Origin of the sequence: Streptomyces drozdowiczii, assembly GCF_026167665.1 — a bacterium.
Classification (GTDB): domain Bacteria; phylum Actinomycetota; class Actinomycetes; order Streptomycetales; family Streptomycetaceae; genus Streptomyces; species Streptomyces drozdowiczii_A.
In genome coordinates this window covers 1-18,911 of the sequence record NZ_CP098740.1, presented here as the reverse complement: position 1 = coordinate 18,911, position 18,911 = coordinate 1, and the positions used below count along the sequence as shown (strand labels likewise).

Annotated in this window: 17 protein-coding genes and 3 pseudogenes; 9 read left to right on the top strand and 11 right to left on the bottom strand. The window is 66.4% G+C overall.

Going from position 1 to position 18,911, the window contains the following annotated elements:
* Window positions 1-94 precede the first annotated feature (94 nt).
* Window positions 95-511, top strand: coding sequence for a hypothetical protein (locus NEH16_RS00100; RefSeq protein WP_265538361.1), 417 nt, complete (start codon window positions 95-97; stop codon window positions 509-511).
* Between the two features lie 824 nt (window positions 512-1,335).
* On the opposite strand, the gene NEH16_RS00095 is transcribed toward NEH16_RS00100, so the two are convergent.
* The 4 genes and pseudogenes from NEH16_RS00095 to NEH16_RS00080 form a co-directional block, all read right to left on the bottom strand.
* A complete protein-coding gene (locus tag NEH16_RS00095; protein ID WP_265547014.1) occupies window positions 1,336-2,166 on the bottom strand; it encodes a hypothetical protein in 831 nt (276 codons plus the stop codon).
* A 423-nt stretch (window positions 2,167-2,589) separates the two neighbouring features.
* Window positions 2,590-3,684, bottom strand: a complete 1,095-nt coding sequence (locus tag NEH16_RS00090; RefSeq protein WP_265538360.1) for an erythromycin esterase family protein — start codon at window positions 3,682-3,684, stop codon at window positions 2,590-2,592.
* Between the two features lie 470 nt (window positions 3,685-4,154).
* Window positions 4,155-4,418 (bottom strand): annotated as a pseudogene (locus tag NEH16_RS00085) (ISL3 family transposase); the annotation flags it as partial.
* Window positions 4,419-4,573: 155 nt separating this feature from the next.
* Window positions 4,574-5,299, bottom strand: coding sequence for a MerR family transcriptional regulator (locus tag NEH16_RS00080; protein ID WP_265538359.1), 726 nt, complete (start codon window positions 5,297-5,299; stop codon window positions 4,574-4,576).
* 63 nt (window positions 5,300-5,362) lie between these two features.
* Here NEH16_RS00080 and NEH16_RS00075 point away from each other — a divergent pair, with 63 nt between their 5' ends.
* Window positions 5,363-5,839: a DUF6194 family protein gene (locus NEH16_RS00075; RefSeq protein ID WP_265538358.1), complete on the top strand. Its 477-nt coding sequence runs from the start codon at window positions 5,363-5,365 to the stop codon at window positions 5,837-5,839.
* Between the two features lie 5 nt (window positions 5,840-5,844).
* Here the strand turns inward: NEH16_RS00075 and NEH16_RS00070 are convergent, their stop codons facing one another.
* The 3 genes from NEH16_RS00070 to NEH16_RS00060 form a co-directional block, all read right to left on the bottom strand.
* Window positions 5,845-6,408 (bottom strand): Tn3 family transposase, encoded by a 564-nt coding sequence (locus NEH16_RS00070; protein ID WP_265547013.1) that lies wholly within the window; start codon window positions 6,406-6,408, stop codon window positions 5,845-5,847.
* 22 nt (window positions 6,409-6,430) lie between these two features.
* Window positions 6,431-6,640, bottom strand: a complete 210-nt coding sequence (locus NEH16_RS00065; protein ID WP_265538357.1) for a hypothetical protein — start codon at window positions 6,638-6,640, stop codon at window positions 6,431-6,433.
* A 216-nt stretch (window positions 6,641-6,856) separates the two neighbouring features.
* Window positions 6,857-7,105 (bottom strand): hypothetical protein, encoded by a 249-nt coding sequence (locus NEH16_RS00060; protein ID WP_265538356.1) that lies wholly within the window; start codon window positions 7,103-7,105, stop codon window positions 6,857-6,859.
* A gap of 430 nt (window positions 7,106-7,535) precedes the next feature.
* Between NEH16_RS00060 and NEH16_RS00055 the strand changes: the two are divergent.
* Window positions 7,536-8,011 (top strand): annotated as a pseudogene (locus NEH16_RS00055) (transposase); the annotation flags it as partial.
* A gap of 108 nt (window positions 8,012-8,119) precedes the next feature.
* On the opposite strand, the gene NEH16_RS00050 reads toward NEH16_RS00055, so the two are convergent.
* Entirely contained in the window at window positions 8,120-9,061 is a 942-nt protein-coding gene (locus NEH16_RS00050; RefSeq protein ID WP_265538355.1) for a S41 family peptidase, read from the bottom strand.
* 265 nt (window positions 9,062-9,326) lie between these two features.
* Here NEH16_RS00050 and NEH16_RS00045 point away from each other — a divergent pair, with 265 nt between their 5' ends.
* Both NEH16_RS00045 and NEH16_RS00040 read left to right on the top strand, forming a co-directional pair.
* Window positions 9,327-10,217, top strand: a complete 891-nt coding sequence (locus NEH16_RS00045) for an alpha/beta hydrolase (RefSeq protein WP_265538354.1) — start codon at window positions 9,327-9,329, stop codon at window positions 10,215-10,217.
* Window positions 10,218-10,258: 41 nt separating this feature from the next.
* A complete protein-coding gene (locus NEH16_RS00040; protein ID WP_265538353.1) occupies window positions 10,259-11,146 on the top strand; it encodes a nuclear transport factor 2 family protein in 888 nt (295 codons plus the stop codon).
* 872 nt (window positions 11,147-12,018) lie between these two features.
* Here the strand turns inward: NEH16_RS00040 and NEH16_RS00035 are convergent.
* From NEH16_RS00035 to NEH16_RS00025, 3 genes are all read right to left on the bottom strand, one after another.
* Window positions 12,019-12,474, bottom strand: a complete 456-nt coding sequence (locus NEH16_RS00035; protein ID WP_265538352.1) for a hypothetical protein — start codon at window positions 12,472-12,474, stop codon at window positions 12,019-12,021.
* A gap of 27 nt (window positions 12,475-12,501) precedes the next feature.
* Window positions 12,502-12,936 carry a hypothetical protein gene (locus tag NEH16_RS00030; RefSeq protein ID WP_265538351.1) on the bottom strand — a complete coding sequence of 145 codons (435 nt, stop codon included), beginning with the start codon at window positions 12,934-12,936 and terminating at the stop codon, window positions 12,502-12,504.
* A gap of 101 nt (window positions 12,937-13,037) precedes the next feature.
* A complete protein-coding gene (locus NEH16_RS00025) occupies window positions 13,038-13,493 on the bottom strand; it encodes a hypothetical protein (RefSeq protein WP_265538350.1) in 456 nt (151 codons plus the stop codon).
* 453 nt (window positions 13,494-13,946) lie between these two features.
* On the opposite strand from NEH16_RS00025, the gene NEH16_RS00020 reads away from it, so the two are divergent.
* From NEH16_RS00020 to NEH16_RS00005, 4 genes and pseudogenes are all read left to right on the top strand, one after another.
* A complete protein-coding gene (locus NEH16_RS00020; RefSeq protein WP_132905068.1) occupies window positions 13,947-14,189 on the top strand; it encodes a hypothetical protein in 243 nt (80 codons plus the stop codon).
* Window positions 14,190-14,398: 209 nt separating this feature from the next.
* Window positions 14,399-17,203 (top strand): AfsR/SARP family transcriptional regulator, encoded by a 2,805-nt coding sequence (locus NEH16_RS00015; protein ID WP_265538349.1) that lies wholly within the window; start codon window positions 14,399-14,401, stop codon window positions 17,201-17,203.
* Between the two features lie 185 nt (window positions 17,204-17,388).
* A complete protein-coding gene (locus NEH16_RS00010; RefSeq protein WP_265538348.1) occupies window positions 17,389-18,486 on the top strand; it encodes a HesA/MoeB/ThiF family protein in 1,098 nt (365 codons plus the stop codon).
* A 53-nt stretch (window positions 18,487-18,539) separates the two neighbouring features.
* Window positions 18,540-18,911, top strand: a pseudogene (locus NEH16_RS00005) (hypothetical protein); the annotation flags it as partial.

Here is an 18,911-nt window from a genome sequence, read left to right as displayed (position 1 = left end):
CGGGGAGGAAGTGCTTGTCCTCGGGTGATCTGCTTGTTCCGCATTACGATCAAGAAGAGGGTTCATGCAGCGCACAACCTCAACAGCATCTGCCATGCGTTCCCGCCTGCGGGGGCGCGGCACTGTTGCTCTCGTCGCCGCGGTGGCCGCGGCCGGACTGGGAATGGTCACCGCGACGCCGGCCAGCGCGGCCGGGGCGCCGACGGGGATCAACTGGGACCACGTCTGGAACGGTACGGGTGTCCGGGTCTATGTCGAGGAGTACGGGGACATCATCTCCGTCTGCGACACGTCGGCGAACGGCCATTCGGCGTTCGTCACGGTCGATGACTGGGACCTGAACATCAGTCATTACAAGGCGACCGTCTCGACTGGCAAGGGAACGTGTGTCACGCACCGGGCCAGCCAGGGCGGCAAGTACAACCTGCACGAGTACAGCAACATAGGCCTCACCTTCGAGGGCCAAGGCGGTCAGGGCTCCTACGCGGTGAACTTCATCAACGACCACTGAGCCTCTCCGCCTGCCGGCAGCGCGTGCTGCCGGCAGGCAGGGCCCCATACGCGAGCCCGCATCGGTCGCTGGGAATGTGAGGCTGTACAAGGGCAGCCGCGGTTGGCCCCAGCCAGGTTCTCTGCGAGGTGGTTCCTGGTGCTGCCGACGTAGTCGCGTCTGTGATGAGCCACGTACGGATGAACGTGTGGACAGCACGGAGGCGTGTTCCCTGCGGCGTCTCACCGACATCGCACCCAAGTACGGCCGGGCGAGCAACGGGGAGTCCCCTCCGTGGCGACGTGCAGCGGCTGGGCGTGACAGGGTGCGTGCACGCCGAAGCTGAGCCGTTGAAGGCCTCTCACGCAAGGCGAGACGTGGGCCCCCTGCGAGCGGTGGCAGAGCCCTAACGGGTAGAGGCTGTAGAAGCCCCAAATCACGGACGGCACCCCCAGCAGCCCCCCCGCTTCGGGTGGCCCGACTGCCGCGATGGCGAGCCTGGAGGTTGGGCCGGGCGGCCGGTGCGGGTGAACGCCGTGCCCGGACTGCGAGGTGAGTTGTTCGCCGGCTACGGCGGCCCCCACGAGGTGCACGGGACTACCCCGGCTGACCTGGGCCGAGCTGGACACCACGGATTGTCAGGAGACCAACTCCCCAGGCACACGAACGCGCGCCTCAGCCGCAGGAGGCGACAGCGACTAAAGCTGTGTCTGAAGCGTCATGTGCATTCTCAGCGAATTCCACGGGGCCGAGGACGTGCGCCTCGTCGTCTGCTTCCACTGACTCGCGGCTGGGCAACCGGTCGGCCACTGAGCGTTGTAGTTGGCCGGAGTCACTACCGACGTCTACCGCCCGACCTGGCGGCCCGTGCGGGATTGCGTGCGCAAGGCAGGCAGCCGGGAGGTCTCTTCCGTTCCGGCCAGGCTTTCGCCCAAGGTCAGCAGCGAGAGGAGCCGGACCGGCCGACCGGCGGTGGCGGCGGCCTCCAGTTTGTGGTGTCCGTCGATGAGGAAGTGGGTCAGGCCCCAGTGCGCGAAGTAGTCGTCTCCTCGGTCGATGGCGGGCTGGCACACGTCCAGGGTGGAGATCGCCACCGCCGTGGGGACCGTTCCCTGCTCCATGAGTGCGGCGTACTCCTCGACACGCTCCCGCTCGTTCCACGTCGGGGGAACCATGGGCACGACGAACTCGTAGAGGTGGGTGTCCGCGTCGACCGCGGTTTCGAAGGTCCGGTAGTACGGGGTGTGGGGGTACTCCGGAAGGCCCCAGAACTGGTCGATCCCCCAGGTCGTGACCTGTTCGCCGCTGAAGTAGTCGCCCTCCCTGCCAGGGATGACCAGCCGGGGTTCCACCTCCAGGAGCAGCGGAAGGTACTCGCCCTTCGGCAACAGCGTGCCGAACGCGTCGATCACGCCGCCGTCGTCCGGATCGTCGAGCGTTCCGGTGAGCCGTTCCTGCATGCTCTCCAGGGACAGCTTCTCCCGCGAGGTCTCCAGCCGGCGGAACAGGAGCGGGCACGTGCCGCAATAGAAGCTGAGCTCGAAGGCAGGCTCGTCGTCGACCATGAGCAAACGGCGCCGCGGTCCGCCGCCGAGCTCCTGCAGTTCCGTATCGAAGGTCAGCCGCGCCTCGGAGGCCGGGATACCGAGACTGCGGGGTTCGCCCGTTTTGATCATCACGGGTCGACCGTACGGGACGCCGTCAACGGGCTCCACCGAGTACTGAGCGTGTATCTGGCCGGACGGGCCACCTACGACGCTCAGTCACACGTACGCAGCAAGCAGGGAACGCCACCTGCAGCGCCCTGAGATACCGAACCCCCCATTCGCCGTGCTGCGCCGACCCCCACTGCGGCTGTCCGCCCTCCTGCACACCCACCGTTCTGGTCGACCGCACCTGGCGATGTGTCCACGACTCGGATGGAGCCGCGTCGCGCCCGATCGGCTGCGCAACGACCCGGGCCGAGGAGCACTGGTACGACGGCGAGGCGACCTTGCCATGCTGCATCCGAAGTGTCCGGCCGCTGGCCTGGACGAGGCCGAGAATTGAGCTGCGCACGTGCCGCGTGGCTTACCGCAGGTGCGCAGCTTGGAGTCGGTTCAGGTGGATGAGTACGTCGTACGAGCGGCCCAGGGCTGTTTCGGGGTCCTGGGGGACCAGTACAGGCCGAACGAGCGTGTGGGGCGCGCGGTGTCCAGCCAGGTGCGGGCGGCGGGTGGGGCGGTGCGCAGGTCCAGGGCGAAGTCAAGGCAGCTGAGTTGGCCGAGGATGTGTTCGTTGTGACCTGAGGGTGCGGCGGGCACGGCGTACTCCTGCGGGTTGTGCGAGGCGTAGTCGGGCAGGGCGTTGAGGCTTCCTTCGTTGAACGTGAGCCCGATGTTCATGTACCTCGCGCCGAGTTCGTCGCGCAGGAACGCTCCGACGGGTTCGGGGAACTCCTGCGGGTTGTCGCTGGTGTAGGCGACGTGGCCGTTGTTTGAGGCGAGGAGGACTTTCCCGTTGGTGTGCGCGAGCCACCATGCGGTGTTGTCGGCCATGGCCCGGTCGCGGAAGCGCATGCGTGCGGGGAATTCGTCGTGAGGGAAGGCGTATCCGGTGAAGGTCTGGGCGATGGCAGTGGCGTTCTGAACAGCACAGTCGTAGGCATGTCCGGCGGAACCGAGCGGCCGCCCGGACGTGCGCAGTACGGCGAGAGCGTGTTCGGCTTGGTCGGCTTCCTTCCGGCGTGAGGCGGCGTCTTTCGTCAGCTGCTGTCCCATCCAGTCGCCGGTCTGCGCTCCCCGGCCTGGCCGGATCCCTCTGTATAGGTCGTTGATCTGCTCGGTGAGGTCGGGCCGGTGAGCGTTGAGGTAGGCCGAGACCCGGTCGAAGGCGTCGGTCCCGGGGTAGCCGAGGTCGTTGCCGGCGAAGTGGAGCGCGGGCTGGTCGGGGTTGCTGACGTTGTAGTGCCGCATCCAGTGGATGAGGTCCAGGTACTCGTCGGTGTTCCAGAAGACGTACTGGCCCTGGAACTCCTCACGCATGATCTGTTCCGGGTCGCCTGTTCCGTCTGTCACGTAGGCATCCAGGCGCAGCCCGGTGCTCCAGCTTGCCTCCAGAACGAAGGTGGTGAACCCCTGGGTGGCGACGAGTTCTTTGAAGAGGAGCGCCTTGAGCGTGAAGAACTCGTGGCCGCTGTGGCTCGCTTCGCCCAAGCCCACAATCTGTGCGTCACCGACCATGCGGACGACATCGTCCAGGTCGCTCAGGGGACCGCGTTCTGTTGCAGCGCGCTTACCACAGGATCGGTAGCGAGCGCAGAGGCGGTTCGGTGCGGTAGCGAGGTGCTCACGGGCATCGTGGCGGCGGCTATGGGTCGGCGGTTCTGGATCGGGCTCACGGTAACTCCTATAGACGATAACGACGTTGGCCGAGGTGGCAGGAACGATCCTAGTCAGGACTTGGGCGAGCGTGCAATACGTTTGTATAGATTGCATGTCTGAAGCGGCCACACCCGTAGCTCAAGGCTTCATGCTCTTCAGGGGAGCGTGAGGATCTCGGGCCGGAGGTCGTCAAGACAACCGGCCTATGACGCATCCGGCTCAGCCCACCCCTGCAGCGCCCGGGACGAGGACTGCAAAGCGTTCGGCTCTGGGCCGCAGTCGGTGGTGACGGCGGGTAGTCGTCAGGGCAGCAGAATGCGGTGGCGGAGGCGGTCGAATCCGGCGCGTTTGTGCATCTGTCTCATGATCCTCTTGGTGCGAGCGTTGACGCCCTCGGCGCGGCCGTTATGTCAAGGCAGGGTGAGGCCGGCGTTGACAGCGGCCCGGTCGATTTCGAAGCTGTTGGTGAAACTGCGCAGATGGGGCAGTGCGGCAGCGCGGGTGGTGGCGATCCGCTCGGTGAGCTTGATGTCGTCGCCCTCGGCGGGTTTCAGTAGGGCGGCGAAACCGGCTATGAGACCGGCGAGTGTGTCATCGACAGCGCGGGAGGTGGAGGGCGGGACGACGGAGGCAAGCTGACCACCCAGCACCGAGGGCGGGGAGGTGGTTGTACTTCGAGACGCCGCGGCGATCCGTGTAGGGCATTCATGGCAGTCCCGGATCAGGTCGCTTGCCTGTGCATGGAGAGCACAGCACTGAGTGCGGAGGCACCGTCGAGGAGGGCTTTGGAACGAGCCGTGATGCTGGCGTCCCTGGCAGCCAGCGCCGAGACGACATCCTCCGATCGGCGGGTCCGCCGTAGCTCCGGCATGAGGGACCGAAGGGGCGTGATGCGGTATCCAGCCTTGCGTAGTTGGTGAACGATCCGCGCATCCCTCACTTGAGTCGGTGTGTATCGTCGCGTGCCGCGCACGGGGTCGCGGTCCGGAATGACGAGAGCCTTGGCATGCCAGTGCCGCAACGTCGAAGGGCGCACGCCGAGGGCGGCAGCGAGTTCGGAGACGCTCATTGCGTCCGACGCGCGCACGTCTTCGATCGGCTCCCTGGAGATCGCGTGGGCGGCTTCCTTGGCCTGCCTTATTTCGGCGCGCTCTGCATCGAGCCGGGCGTGCGCCGTGTCGAGAAGGGCAAGCGCCGGCGAGGTGGGGAACTGGTGGAAGGCCCGAACGATCTTCTTGGCCTCGACTGGCCCCACGCCCGCAGCGAGGGCTCGGTAAGCCAGTGCGGACTGCAGGTGTACCTCTCCATAGATTCGGTAGCCCGTGACCGTGCGTGCCACGAGCGGAAGCACACCGTCGCGCTCAAGATTGCGAACCTGCTGAACGGAGTACCCGACGTGCCGCGCGATATCAGCAGTGCGCATTTCACCTGATTTGAGACTTGGCATCCCAGCACCCCTCTATCTCGGACTCAAAGTCTCCACAAGCACTTCAATGCAACGCTAGAGCACATGACCATCAACGAGATCATCAGCTTCGTGGGCGGCCTCGACGGCGTCCTGACCATCAGGCCCGCCCCCGGAGACGGTATGCCGGAAAACAGCTGGGGCGACACGTTCTTCTACTACGCCCCCGACGGCGCCACTCCGACGACGGCCCAACCGTTCGCGACTGTCGTGACCAAGAACTACCCCGGCGACGAGGCATCGCGTCTGGACCGCCCGGATACTTTCCGCGTGAATATCGCCGCCGGGAAGGAAGCGTTCACCCAGTGGACCGGTTACGCACCACGCGAACCCGGCTCCGCCGAGGGCGACCCCAGCGCCACCGACACCGTGATCGCGCACCCCGTCTACGGCACCGCCGGCTGGCTGGCAGTGGTGAACCCGGGTGAGCACACCGAAGCGTCCACATGTGAGCTGCTGCGTGCGGCCCATCACCTCGCACGCTCACGCCATGAGCGACGCGCTGAATCAGCAACGCGATGAAGGGCCTACGGTCCACGGCGGGAGCGGGCTGAGAAGGCGAAGACAGAGCCGATTCGGGTCGTACGCCTCCGGCTGGATGCCGAGTTCGTGGGTCGAGTACCCCCGAACCGCTTGATGCTCTCGGTCAGGTACGGAGAGACCTGGGCCAGGTCCTCCGGATCGATCTCCCAGCCCTCCTCCAGGAGCTGACGGACGATCTCGGCGATGTCCAGGGCGTTATGGAAGATCACCGCGTTCGTCGGCAAATCATTGAATTTCGTCGCCTTCTCCTGCTCGACGGGGTCGTTGTCGGCGATGGCACCCTGGTTGCCGAAGCCGATCCGCTGGGAGAAACGGTTGAACGACTCCACCTTGTTCGTCGCCGCCGCCACCCGCCGGCGAAGCGGGGCATCCGTCAGATGCCGCAGCAGTTGTACGGTGCGGATCACGCGGCCGACCTCGCGGAACGCGGTGTAGGTGGCGTTCCTGTGCGAGCCGTAGCGCAGCCGCTCGAGCAGCGTCGCAGAGGACATGACGCCCTCGCGGACGGAGACGGCCACCCGCATCAGGTGCCGGAACTGGGACTCGATCAGGTCCCAGTCGAGGACGTTCTTACAGCTGGCGGCGGAAAGCCCTGGCGTCGAAGGCGGCGGCCTGGTCCTCGTCCTCGGCCAGGCTGACCTCCATGGGGTAGGCGGGCAGTTTCACCTCCTCCACCGCATCCCACGGCAGCAGCTGCTCGCTCCAGTCAGCAAACTCCTCCGAGCCGACCACGGCGACGCCGCCCGTGCGCAGTTCCTCGGCAAGGTAGGCGAAGACCATCGCCTCGAAGTGCCGGCGGACGAACCGGCCGGTCTGCTCCTGTCGGCCACGGCCTTCTGCCAGTTCTGCGTGGCGAACGAGTTGTCGACCCGCGCCCCGTCCTCACCGAGCGCGCTGATGTACTTGCCGCGGGCGGACTCGTTGCGCTGCGCGAGCGCTTCCAGCACCCGCACTGCGAGGTGACAGTGAACTCCAGCTTCTCCGCCAGGTCGAACATCACGCCCTATCCTGGCCGATCTGCTCGTACAGCAGCATCTCCCAGAAGTTGCCGTGATGGGCGGGGACCTTCGCGATCTGCTCGGACTGCCCCGCGAACCCGCCGAAGCCCTCCACGGTTTTCGTAACCGCGCCGAGCCCGCCAGACTGCACCAGCAGGACCATAGTCAGAGCGAGAACGGCCGGAGAGACCTCACCGCCCAGGCGCCGGACGATCCCCTCAAGGGCGGCTACGGCCTCGGCAGTCATCTCGACGGCCTTCGCCAGCGCGACCTGGGCAGGACCGTCAACGTCGATGTCCTTGAGACGCAGCGGTAGTTGCCGACCAGCGCCTCGGTGATCTCCCGCTCAGCGAGCCGGATCGCCTCCAGCTCCTCCTTCGCTCGCTTGACCTTCGCCCCATGCGCTTGCAGAGCATGGGGCGCCAGGTCATCCCGGAGCCGCATCCTCGCCTTGTGCACCAGGCACGCCACCAGCGCAACAGATGCAGCTCATGCGCGGCGATCAGCCGCTTGGATCGCGGATACGCGGTCCGTTCGATCGAGGTCACAATCCCGCCCCGGGCCAAGACGATGGTCAGCATCACCACCAACGACACTGTGCCGAACGGGTGGCGGCCCACCCGACAGGAACATCAAGATCAACTATTGGCGACTTTCGGGCTCACCTCGGCGGCACCCGTACAGCGGATGGCCAGGCGCTCGGCCGGTCCTGCGGCGGACTGACCACCAAGGTCCACCTCGCCTGCGACGGTCGGAGCCCGCCCCTGGCCCTCGTCTTCATGCCAGGCAACGTCAACGACTCCGCCGTCTGGGACGCCGTCCTGAAGGCGGTGAGGGTGCCCCGGGCCGGTGCCGGGCGACCGCGTCGTAGATCTGACGCAGCCATCGCTGACAAGGCAAATTCGTCACGGGCGATCCGCCGGCCCCTGCGGCGCCCGGGCATCCGGACGGTGATCCCGGAAAGGGCCGACCAGAAGACCAACCGGATACGGCGCGGCCGGGCCGGTGGTAACCACCGGCCTTTGACCGCGACCTCTACAAGGCCCGCTTCTTCGACCAACTCGTAACCCACTACCGGGCCGGAGTCCATCTTGACCCTCTCGTCCGCTCGCCTTGCGAGCTTACCCAAGGTCATTTGTCGGACATGTCATAACAGTCCTGCGCCTGCGGCCTACACACTGAAGGCGGCACATGTGACTACCCGGCACTGAGGCGACAACGCAGTAGGCCCGGGGTACGCCGCTGGCGCAGCGGCTATCGGTCAGCTGCAAGAACTACGCGCTGAGCTGTCGGAAAATCGGACGGCCAGATCCGCCCGGGCCAGGGTATGAGCCCGTTCGAGTGCGTCCGCGGCAGCGCAGGGGACGTCGGGCTGTACACCGGTGCCTTCCCAGTTCGTGCCGGAAATGGGGTTGATGGCACGGCCGATGGGGATAGAGGTCTCCAGGTGCGGGTGCACGGTCCACCCTTCCCTTGGGTGTGCGCCGCCGCGGGTGTGCTCGCCGACGACCGCCGCGCGGCCGAGTTGTTGCAGGTCGTAGGCCAGTTCCTCGGCTGCGGAGAAGGTGTGGTTGCTGGTCAGGATGTAGAGCGGTTTGCTTCCGCCGAAGCGGGCGCCGGAGACGTGCGGCTGGCTCCAGGACTGCTCAGTTCGTTCGCCGTCACGCCAGTACATGGAGTTGAGGTGGGTGCGTTCGTCCAGGAGGTGGCTGCAGATGAAGGCGACGGTATCGGGGTCGCCGCCCCGGTTGCCCCGCAGGTCCACGATCAGTGCCTGGGCGCGGGAGGCCAGGGTGAGCGCGGCGCTCAAAGGTTCGGCGGCCCACTTCAGCGGAAACAGCATGGGTGCCAGTTCCAGTACGGCAACCCCTGCGTCGAGCAACTCCACCCGGGGGACACCGCCCAGCGAGGTCTCGAAGTCCTTACGAATGGATTCCAGGACTGCCGCCCCCTTCTTCGGAGGCACTTGGTCTGCGTGGTACTGCAGGCTCAGGTGTCGGTCGCCGTTGACGGACTGGAGGTCCGCGGTGACCAGCCGCGCGAGCTCCTCAGCCTCGGCACCTGTGTAGGCGCCTCCGGCTAGCCGTTCCTGCAGCAGTTCGGCGAGCTGCCCGGCTACGCCTGGGAAGACATAGTGCTCAGTCAGAAGCCGGCGGATCTCGTCGATGACAGGGCCGGGCTGAAACTGCGTCACAGTGGTCATGGCGCGCAGTAGATCACCACGCACACGCAAGGGTCCATATGGGTACACCCGCCGCTCAGACAGTACACATGGCCGGACGGCGATCCGTGTCGCTCGACCCTGACTCCCTGTGACGGCCTTCCCGCAGGCTGCGGACTCCGGCATGAACTCCCTGCTCTGACAGGTTTAGCCCGGCTCAACCTCCCTTTAAATATCGGGTGTTGTTTGAAGCGATGCCCAGATGACAGCGTGTGCGCATCCCAACCCTCTCCTCCAGGAGTGAGACGTGCCCGTATGTGAACAGGTGAGCTTCGTCGGCTCCAAGGGAAAACTCGCGGGCAATCTCCATCTGCCCGACACCGACGCGGCCGGCGCGACAGCAGGCGTACTGGTCGCCGGTACCTGGACGTCCGTCAAGGAACAGATGGCCGACCGCTACGCACAGGAGCTGGCCGCGCGCGGCTACGCGGCGCTGTCCTTCGACTTCACCGGGTACGGCGAGTCCGAAGGTCAACCGCGTGACTACGAGTCGCCTGCGTTGAAGGCCAGGGATCTCGGCGCCGCGGCCGACTTCCTCGCCGACCACCCGGCCGTCGCTGACGGGACACTTGGAGTACTCGGCGTCTGCGCCGGTGCGATGTACGCGAGTGCCTTCGCCGCGCAGGACGCACGAGTGCGGTCACTGGCGCTCATCGCGCCGTGGCTGCATGACCGCCGTATCTGCGAAGAGAACTACGGCGGGCCGGCCGGCGTTGCGGCGAAGAAGGCAGCGGCGGCCGAGGCCAGGCGCCTGTACGAAGAAACCGGCCGGGTCACCTACGTGCCGGTGGTCAGCGGCAGTGACCCGGACGCGGCCATGCCCTTCGACATCGACTTCTATCTGAATCCGGGGCGGGGCGGGATTCCGCAGTGGCCCAACCGGTACGCCGTGATGGCCTGGGCCGAGTGGCTCGACCACGACGCCATCGCCCTCGCTCCGCGCTTGACCGTACCCACGCTGCTCATGCACAGCGAGGACGCCGCGATCCCGGACGGCGCCCGCCGCTTCCACACCGCGCTCACTGTGCCGGCGGAACTCCTGTGGACCGACGGCACCCAGTTCGACTTCTACGACCAGTCACCCCAGGTCGGCCTGGCCGCCGATGCCGCCGCCGAACATTTCGCCCGCACGCTGTGAACAATTCCGCCCGCTCGACCCGGAAAGACAGGATGACCACCATGCCCGAAACCGCCGAGTCCCTCGTCGACAAGTACGCCGTTGCCGAGACCTGCACCCGGATGGCGGTGCACGCCGACCGCCGCGAATGGGACCAGCTGCGCTCTCTCTTCGCCGACAAGGTCCTGCTCGACTACACCAGCCTCAACGGGGGCAAGCCCACCCGGCTCACGCCGAAGGAGATCGCCGATGCCTGGGCAGCAACGTTCGATCGCTTCGACGCGACCCAGCACCTGATCGCCAATAAGCTTGTGGAACTCGAGGCAGACCAGGCGACGTGTACCGCCTCCTTCCAAGCCACACATCGTCTGGCGACCGCACAGGGAACGCCGCTGTGGATCCTCGGAGGCGACTACCGCTGGGAACTGACCCGCGTTGGCGCCCGATGGCTGATCACTTCCGTGAAGATGACGGTGACCTGGAGCGACGGCAATCAAGGGCTGGCGAATGCCGCGAGCACCGGGCGCACCGAGGACCGCAACGTCGAGACGGTACGCACGTTCCTGCGACTGCTGGAGGACAAAGACATCGAGTCCTGGATGCGCCTGTGGGCCGAAGACGCCGATCACCACTACCCCTTCGGTACGGCGATGTTCCCCGCACATCTCAAGGGCAAGGAGGCCATCTATGACAACTGGAAGGGAGTTCCCGAACTGTTCGACACGCTGAGCTTCCCCCTTCGCGAAGTGTGGACCGACGGCCCACGCAACACCGTCGTCGCCCGGTTCGACTCTGACAACGTAATGAAGGGGGGCACCGGGAGGTACCAGAACACCTATATCTGCGTCTTCACGTTCGACGCCGAGGGACGGATCCGCGAGTACCGAGAGTACTTCGATCCGATCGTGACCGCTCTCACCTATGGCTTGGCCGACGTCAGCTACCGCTGAGAACAGGATGCGCATCGCGCACTACGGTCTGTAGTCAAGGAGATCGTTGAGCCGTCAGGCATTGTGAACTGTTCGATGTCGGGGGACCGCGTGCGACACTTTTGGTGGTCCGTGTCGGTGACGAGGTCGTCGAGGACGGTGCGGTATGTGCCGGAGTGCCGGTACTTTCACCGGGTTCGACGAGCTATTGCGCGCAACAGGAAGCTATTCAGGGGCAGTTTAATCCGGTTTGCGACCGGGGGCATTGAAGCGGTGCACGACTTGACCTCAAGCGGGTCATCGCAGACGACGACTGTGTGGTGAGGCAGTACCACGTGCTCAGCGGTGACGACTTGCGCGGCGTCGCAGTCGTGGACATCTGGCGGCTGCAGGACGAACAGATTGTCGAACACCGGGACGTCGTCCAGCCGGTTCCGGAAGCGGCGCAGATTCCTCATGGGTGTTCTGAGACAGCAAGGCACTGCCCCCACCGCGCAGGAGCGCCCTGCCGTGCGGCATTGATATACATCAACACGGACGTCACCCGGACCTTGGCCCTGGTGCTCACTTGTGTGGACAATGCCTCGACGTCCATGGCCGACCTCAGGCGAATACGGTGCTCATGCAGAATGCGCGTTCGGTGACAGTGAGGCCGGTGTGGCCCCGCTGAGTTGGCCGCCAGCCGGTCAGCGGCAGCTGCGTCTGTTTCGATTAGTCCTCGTGGTTCCCCAGGGTGGAGCGGACTCTCTCTCCTGTGTCGGTCGGGGCGTTCGTCGCGGATGGCCTTGGTGGAAGCGAGAATTCATGCTGCGGCGTGGCGTCTGACAGGGAGTGGCGGACTTGACACCCCGCCGCTCCCTGCCTGTGGAGCTTCGTACCGCTGCCGGCGGTGATCAGCCCGCGGAGGTGTAGAGCCAGGGCTCATTCATTTCCTGGACGTGCCATACATCGCTCTCGCCACTGACGAACCCGATCAGGTGTTCCTCGTGGTAGTTCTTGTTGCACCGGGCCCAGGTGTAGTAGCCGTGGGGGTTGCGGCAGATGCCCTGGCGGTAGATCGTGCCGTTGGCGTTGTAGTCCTCCCAGATGGCGATACCCGAGCGGTAGTCCTTCTGCTCGTCGCGGACGTACCAGACGTCGCCACCCGGCTTGAAGCACACTGTCGCGCTCTCGCCGAACTTGCATTTCATTCCGGCGAGGCTGGGCTTACTGACCTTCGTGCCGTTGTTGTGCTCGACGGTGACGATGTCGTTCCACGGCCACTCGTGGTTGGCCTGCGCCGGTGACGTCAGCAGTAGTGGTGGGAGGAGTCCGGCCGAGAGAGCCAGGATTCGGAGTGCCTTACGCATGCGGGGCTCCTTTGATTCGTGATCGCGTCATGCGGCCGGAACCCATCTGAACGAGCCGTAGAAGTCAAGAACGCGCCAGCCTTCGGCCTTGCCCTCGGAGAAGGCGAGTGTGTGGCTCTCGTAGAAGTTCTTGTTGCAGCGCACCCAATGGCCCTGGCCTTCGGCGTTGCGGCAGATACCCTGACGCCACAGCTGGTCGTTCGCTGTGTAGTCCTCCCAGAGGGCGACGGCCGAGTGCCCGTCGGCTTTCTTGTCCAGCACGTAGAGATAGTCACCGTCCGCCACAAAGCACGCATGGGCATAGATGAACGTCAGAGTTGAACAGACGGCGGCGTTGGGCGGGGCCGAACTGGGTTTTCCCAGGTCCTTCTCCACGGCGACGCGGTCATTGATCGGCCAGGAAATGGCGTAGGCGGGGGCGTTACCGATCCCTAAAAGGGTCACCAACGCGGCGATCAGCACACCTGCGGACGATGTGAGCCTTCTTCTTCGCACGGAACCTCCGACGGAGTGCGTGAGATTTTCTTTTCTTGACGGCTGCTTCGCGGGGCGCAGCGACTGGTCTAGGCAAAACCGCGAGACCATGCGGATGCTGCCCTCACCAGGTTTCCGTTGTTGTAGAGCGCGGCCCTGAACCGGATCTCGTGTCCCTCGGTGAAATTCTTGTTGCACCCTCCCCTCGAGTCCGCGCCCATCTTGTTGACGCAGGCCCCCGTCCTCGAAGAATCGAGGTCACGCCATTCGACGACCGCCGAATAGCCGTCCTTCTTGGTGTCGTACACCTTGAACCAGTCGCCCAGTGCCGTGAAGTAGACCGAGGCTCCGCTGATCTCCGATCCCTCCCAGTGCTGGTCGACGTCCCCGGGGACCGCAGTGGTCGCGTAGTTCGTTTCCGAGCCGTAATAGGCTGCGGAAGCAATAGAAGGGCTCAGCATCATCAGTGACGCCGCAGCCCCCGAAGTGAGCAGAACTTTTCCTGCAAAACGCACGGTTGGGCCTCCTGAGAGATCTTTGCCCACGGTCAGATGAAACGGCGTGGATCAAAGCGGAACAGACGGTGGCGGCTATCAATTGGGGCCACTGCATGAGGCGTTGGCGCTTCGTAACCCGTCGTGCGCTATATGAAGCACCATTCGCTGAAGCACCGTCAACCCCCTCCGCCAAAATTCTTCCCGAGTGCCTCGAGCAAGCTCAGATCTTCCTCAAGGCTTCGCTGTTGCCGGCGGGACCATGGAAGTGTGCCCGGGCAAGGAGTCGGGGCGCCCATTGCGAGCAATGGGCGGTTTCGTCCTCGGCTGAGAAAAACCGACCATAAAATGGTAAGGGGTTTGTTGAGCGTGAAAATACGCCGATTTGCTGTGACCGGACTGTCCGCACTTCTCATAGGAATGAGCATCGGAGTGGCGCCTTCCGCATCAGCTGCCGCAGAAGCCACCTGCACCCATCCGTCGTGGTCCAACAAGGACTCCGGGGTGGACTCGGTACGCTACGAACTGCTCAACGGCGCACCGATCAGGACCGGACCGAACGACAGCTGCGGTGTCGTTGGCCGGGCCGACTGGAACTACTACATCTACCTGCACTGCTACACCATCAACAGCGCAGCGCACATCTGGGACCACGTCCGGGCATACAACCGCTTCACCGGCGACGAGATCAGCGGTTGGATCTACGAGAACAACCTGGACGGAATCGGCTCCACGAAGGCCTGCTGACCGCGCCCGGGGCCGGCCACCGCTCGGGCTCCCACCCGCTGTTCCACGGGGCCCGGGCCGGCCGGACCCCGTGGCATCAGCCCACACCCGCGAACCGACGGTCTCGACAGCCCAGGCCGGACCGCAGCCGGTGACCGCAACAACGACGTGGCGCATCGCGACCGCCGGTGGCAAGATCACACGCGCACTGTACGAGAACGGGAGGTTGGATGCGGTTTCGTATCCTCGGCCCCCTCGAGATATTCGACGGCACCCGCTGGCGTGCGATCTCTGCGGCCAAGCCACGTACCCTGCTCGCCGCGTTGCTGGTACGGCGCGACACCGCCGTACCGACGAACCTGCTGGGCACGGAACTGTGGGGCGAGCGAGAACCCAGAGCCGCCGCAAATCTCATCCAGCAGTACGTGCTCCGGCTCCGCCGCGAGCTCGACGACCAGCAGGGCCGGTTGCTCGTCACCCGAACACCTGGCTACCAGATGGTGCCCGAAGACGAGGATGATCTGGACGCCACCGTCTTCGCCAGACTCGGCGACTCCGGTCGCGCCGCGCTGGCTGCCGGCGACGCGGAAAGCGCGGCGGCTCTCTACACCCAGGCGCTCGCACTGTGGCGCGGCCCCGCACTCGCCGACGTACCGGCCGGACCGCTCGTAGAGGCGGAGGCAGCACGGCTGGACGAGCAGCGACTCGACGTCCTCCAGGCCCGCATCGAGGCGGACCTGGCCTGCGGACTGCACACCGCACTGGTTCCGGAGCTTCGGCAGTCGGTACGCGAGCACCCGCTCCGGGAACGGTTGTGGGAGCAGCTCATGCTCGCGCTGCACAGGTCCGGGCGGCAGGCCGAAGCGCTCGACGCCTACCGGGAAGTGCACCGGCTGCTGGCGTCCGAACTGAGCGTCGAACCATCCGCCCCGCTGCGTGAGCTCCAACAGCGCATCCTGCGTGGCGATCCGGAGCTCGCAGCTCCCGAGACACCGAAGAAGTCCGCCCGCCCCGGACGGATGCCTGCGCCACCCCGTCAACTGCCCGCAGCAGTGGCGGGGTTCGTGGGACGACACACCGAGCTGCGGATGCTGGACGGGCCGCCCGGTGACGCGGCGACCGAAACAGGACCGGCCGTACGCGTGATCACCGGAACAGCGGGTGCAGGCAAGACGGCACTGGCACTGCACTGGGCGCACCGCGCGGCACCGGACTTCCCGGACGGCCAGCTGTACGTGAACCTGCGGGGCTTCGACCAGGCCGCCGGACCGGTGCCGCCCGGCGAGGCCATCCGCGGGTTCCTGGAGGCACTGTCGGTGCCACCGGAGCGCATCCCGGATTCCCTGGAGGCGCGAGCGGCGCAGCTGCGGACCGAGACCGCCGGCCGCCGCCTGCTTTTCGTCCTCGACAACGCCACCGACGCCGCCCAAGTACGTCCGCTGCTGCCGGGCGGCGCCGGGTGCGCCGTGGTCGTCACCGGCCGCGGCCGCCTGACCGGTCTCGCCGTCACCGACGGGGCCCGGCTGGTCTCTCTCGATGTCCTGCCGCGCGAAGAGGCACACGAAATGCTAATCGCTCGGCTCGGCACGGCCCGGATCTCCGCAGAGCCGGAGGCGGCAGCCGAGCTGATCGACCTGTGCGCCCGCCTGCCGCTGGCACTCGCCGTGACCGCCGCCCGCGCCGCCGGCCGCCCCGGATTCCCGCTGAGTGCCGTCGTGGCGGAACTGCGAGACACCAGGGTGCGGCTGGACGCGCTGGACGCAGGAGAGGGAGTCAGCAGCGTACGCACGGTTCTTTCATGGTCGTACCTCCGACTGGATGCCGGTACGGCCCGGGTGTTCCGGCTGCTCGGGCTGCACCCCGGCCGGGACGTCGCCGCGCCCGCGGTGGCGGCACTGGCAAAGCTGACAGTCCGAGAGGCCGCGGCGGCGCTGACTTCATTGGCCCGCGTCCATCTGATCGACGAACACCAACCAGGCCGGTACTCCTTTCACGACCTGCTGCGCACCTACGCCGCAGGGCTGGCGGCAACCGAGGATGCCGGGCCAGAACGGCCCGAGGCGCTGCACCGTCTGTTCGACCACTTCCTGCACACCGCCCACGCCGCAGGCAGGCGGCTCTCCCCCGTCCGCGCCGAACTGCCGCTGTCACCGGCCGTGCCCGGCTCAGTGCCCCACCACCCGCAGAGATATGAAGAGGCGATGGCATGGTTCGAGGCGGAGCACCCGGTGCTGCTCGCGGTTACGGATGCGGCGGGGCCGGCAGGTTTCAGCGACCACGCCTGGCAGCTTCCTCTGGCCATGGGGGACTTCCTCCATCTCAGCGGCCGTTGGCACGACTGGGTGGCCACCCAGCGCACTGCCATCGCCGCGGCACGGCGGCAGAAGGACCCGATGGCGACGGCTCTGTGCCTCTGCGAGTCGGGCCGTGCAGGTATCCGGTTGGGGCGGCACGAAGAGGCCCGGGCCGAGTTGTCGCGGGCACTTGAACTGCAGCGCGAGCTGAACGATCTGCCGGCCCAGGCCCACACACTGCGGACGCTCGGGTGGTCGTACGAGCAGCAGGGCGACTACCGCGCCACTCTCACCTGTGTCGAGCAGGTGCTCGAACTGGAGCGCGCGGCGGGCAACCGGGCCGGGTGGGGCGGCGCACTGAACAACATGGGCTGGTGCCACACCCATCTGGGTGACCACGAGAAGGCACTCGCTTGCTGTACCGAGGCGCTGGAACTGCACCGGGCGGAGGGCAGCCCGCTCGGTGAGGCATTCACCTGGGAGACCCTCGGAGTCATCCGCCGGGCCCTGGGTCAATATGACGAAGCCCTCGACTGCTACCGCAGGTCCAGGGAAGGTTTTCACCGGCTAGGCAACCGGTACGGGGAAGCAGCCGCCCTGCGCGGCCTCGGCGAGACCCTGAACGCAGTCGGCGATCCTGCGGGGGCGCGCGAGGCGTGGAAAGCCTCCCTCACTCTCTTCGACGAACTCGAACACTCCGACGCGGACGCCGTACGCGAGCTGCTGCGAACCGCGGACTGAGCCACCGGACGCGCATAGGCGGCGGGGTGCCGTACCGGCGGGACCGGTGCGTGGCCAATGAACCGCACGTATCCACCGGCACGAGCCCAAAGTGCCGTCAAAGCCGAAGTACAGGGCCGGTTGACACAGTCGCGGTCACGCCCCGGGCGATCCGGGGTCCGCTGAGGCCGAAAGCGAGTGGATTGATGCGCGTCGCGCTCAAGGAGTGCTCCTGGCAAACGGTGGGGGAAGACCTGGTCGTCGTCTTCGACCCCCGTGAGTCGATCACGCTGGCCGACCCCGAGGGGAAGGTCGAGGCTCTTCTCTCCGTGCTCCACGAGTCGCCCCGGAGCACGCCCGGGCTGCGCACTGCACTCGCCGCCCGCGGCGTCACGGTGACCGATGAGGAGCTCGAGAGTGGTCTGGCGGGCCTGGCGGGCCTGGGGCTGGTCGAATGCGAACAGGGCAGGTTCACGGGTGACCCGGCGGTGGACGAACGGCACTTCTCGAATCTGGCGTTCTTCGGCACCTTCTCGGACCTCGACCGGCATCGCACGGAGTTCCTGAGCCGGGTCCGCGACGCGCACGTCCTGGTGCTCGGTGTGGGCGGCGGCGGTTCCTCACTCGTGCAGTGCCTGGCCGGTCTCGGCGCCGGCCGATTGACGCTGCTGGACCACGACCGAGTTGAGACCCGCAACTTCGCCCGCCAGTTTCTCTACCGGCACGAGGACGTCGGCCGCTCCAAGGTCGAGCGCGCCGCGGCGTGGGTGCGGGCATACGACCCGGACATCGAGGTACGCACCGTCGACCGCTGGGTCGCGGGCCCCGAGGACCTCACGGATCTCACCGACGGGGTCGATCTGATGGTTGGAGGGCTGGACGGCCATCCGGACGCCGGCCTGTGGGTGAACGAGGCCGCCGTCCGGGCCGGAGTGCCGCTGGTCGTCGGCGGCGCGACCCGCACGCTCCTCTCGTACATGTCTGTCGATCCGGGAATGAGCGCTTGCCTGGCGTGCGAGTTCTCGCAGCGCCCCGAGGAGGGCACCGGTGCGGCCGCCGCCGAAGATCTCGTGCACGGCATGCGAACGACCAACCCCCTCATCGGTCCGGTGGCCATGCAGATCGGCTCACTGATCGCGCTGGAGGGACTCCGCTACCTGACCGGGTTCCAGCAGCCGCTGGCCGCAGGCGCCCGGATCCGGCTCGATCTGCGCGAGGGCATGGCAGGCAGCCGGATCCCGTTCAACAAGGACCCGGACTGCCCGGTCTGCGCCCTGGCTCCAGTACGGGTGCCCGCGGCATGACAGAGGTGAACGGATCCCCACGGACGACGGTGCGGCTACGCCCGCTGAGCCTGGTGCCCGAGGGCGAGGACGAGATCCTGCTGGGCGACCCGGAAACGGGACAGTTCGTCACCATTCCGAAGATCGGCGGTATGGTCATCGAGACCCTGCTGCGCGGCGCGACGATCTCCGAGGCCGCTGCCGAGGCCGAAAAGTACGCCGGGCAGCCCGTCGACGTGCCGTCCTTCGTCGAGACCTTGCGCGAGCTCGGATTCCTCGACGAGGGACAACAAGGAACACCCCTCCGCTCGGCACCCGTCCAGAGCAGACGGTGGCTGAACGGCGTCCGCCAGGAGACCGCCCGGCCCTTCTTCGGGCGGGTCGCCTGGAGCTGCTATGCCGCATGTGGGGTGCTCGCGCTCGCCATGTTCGTGTTCCGCCCGCCT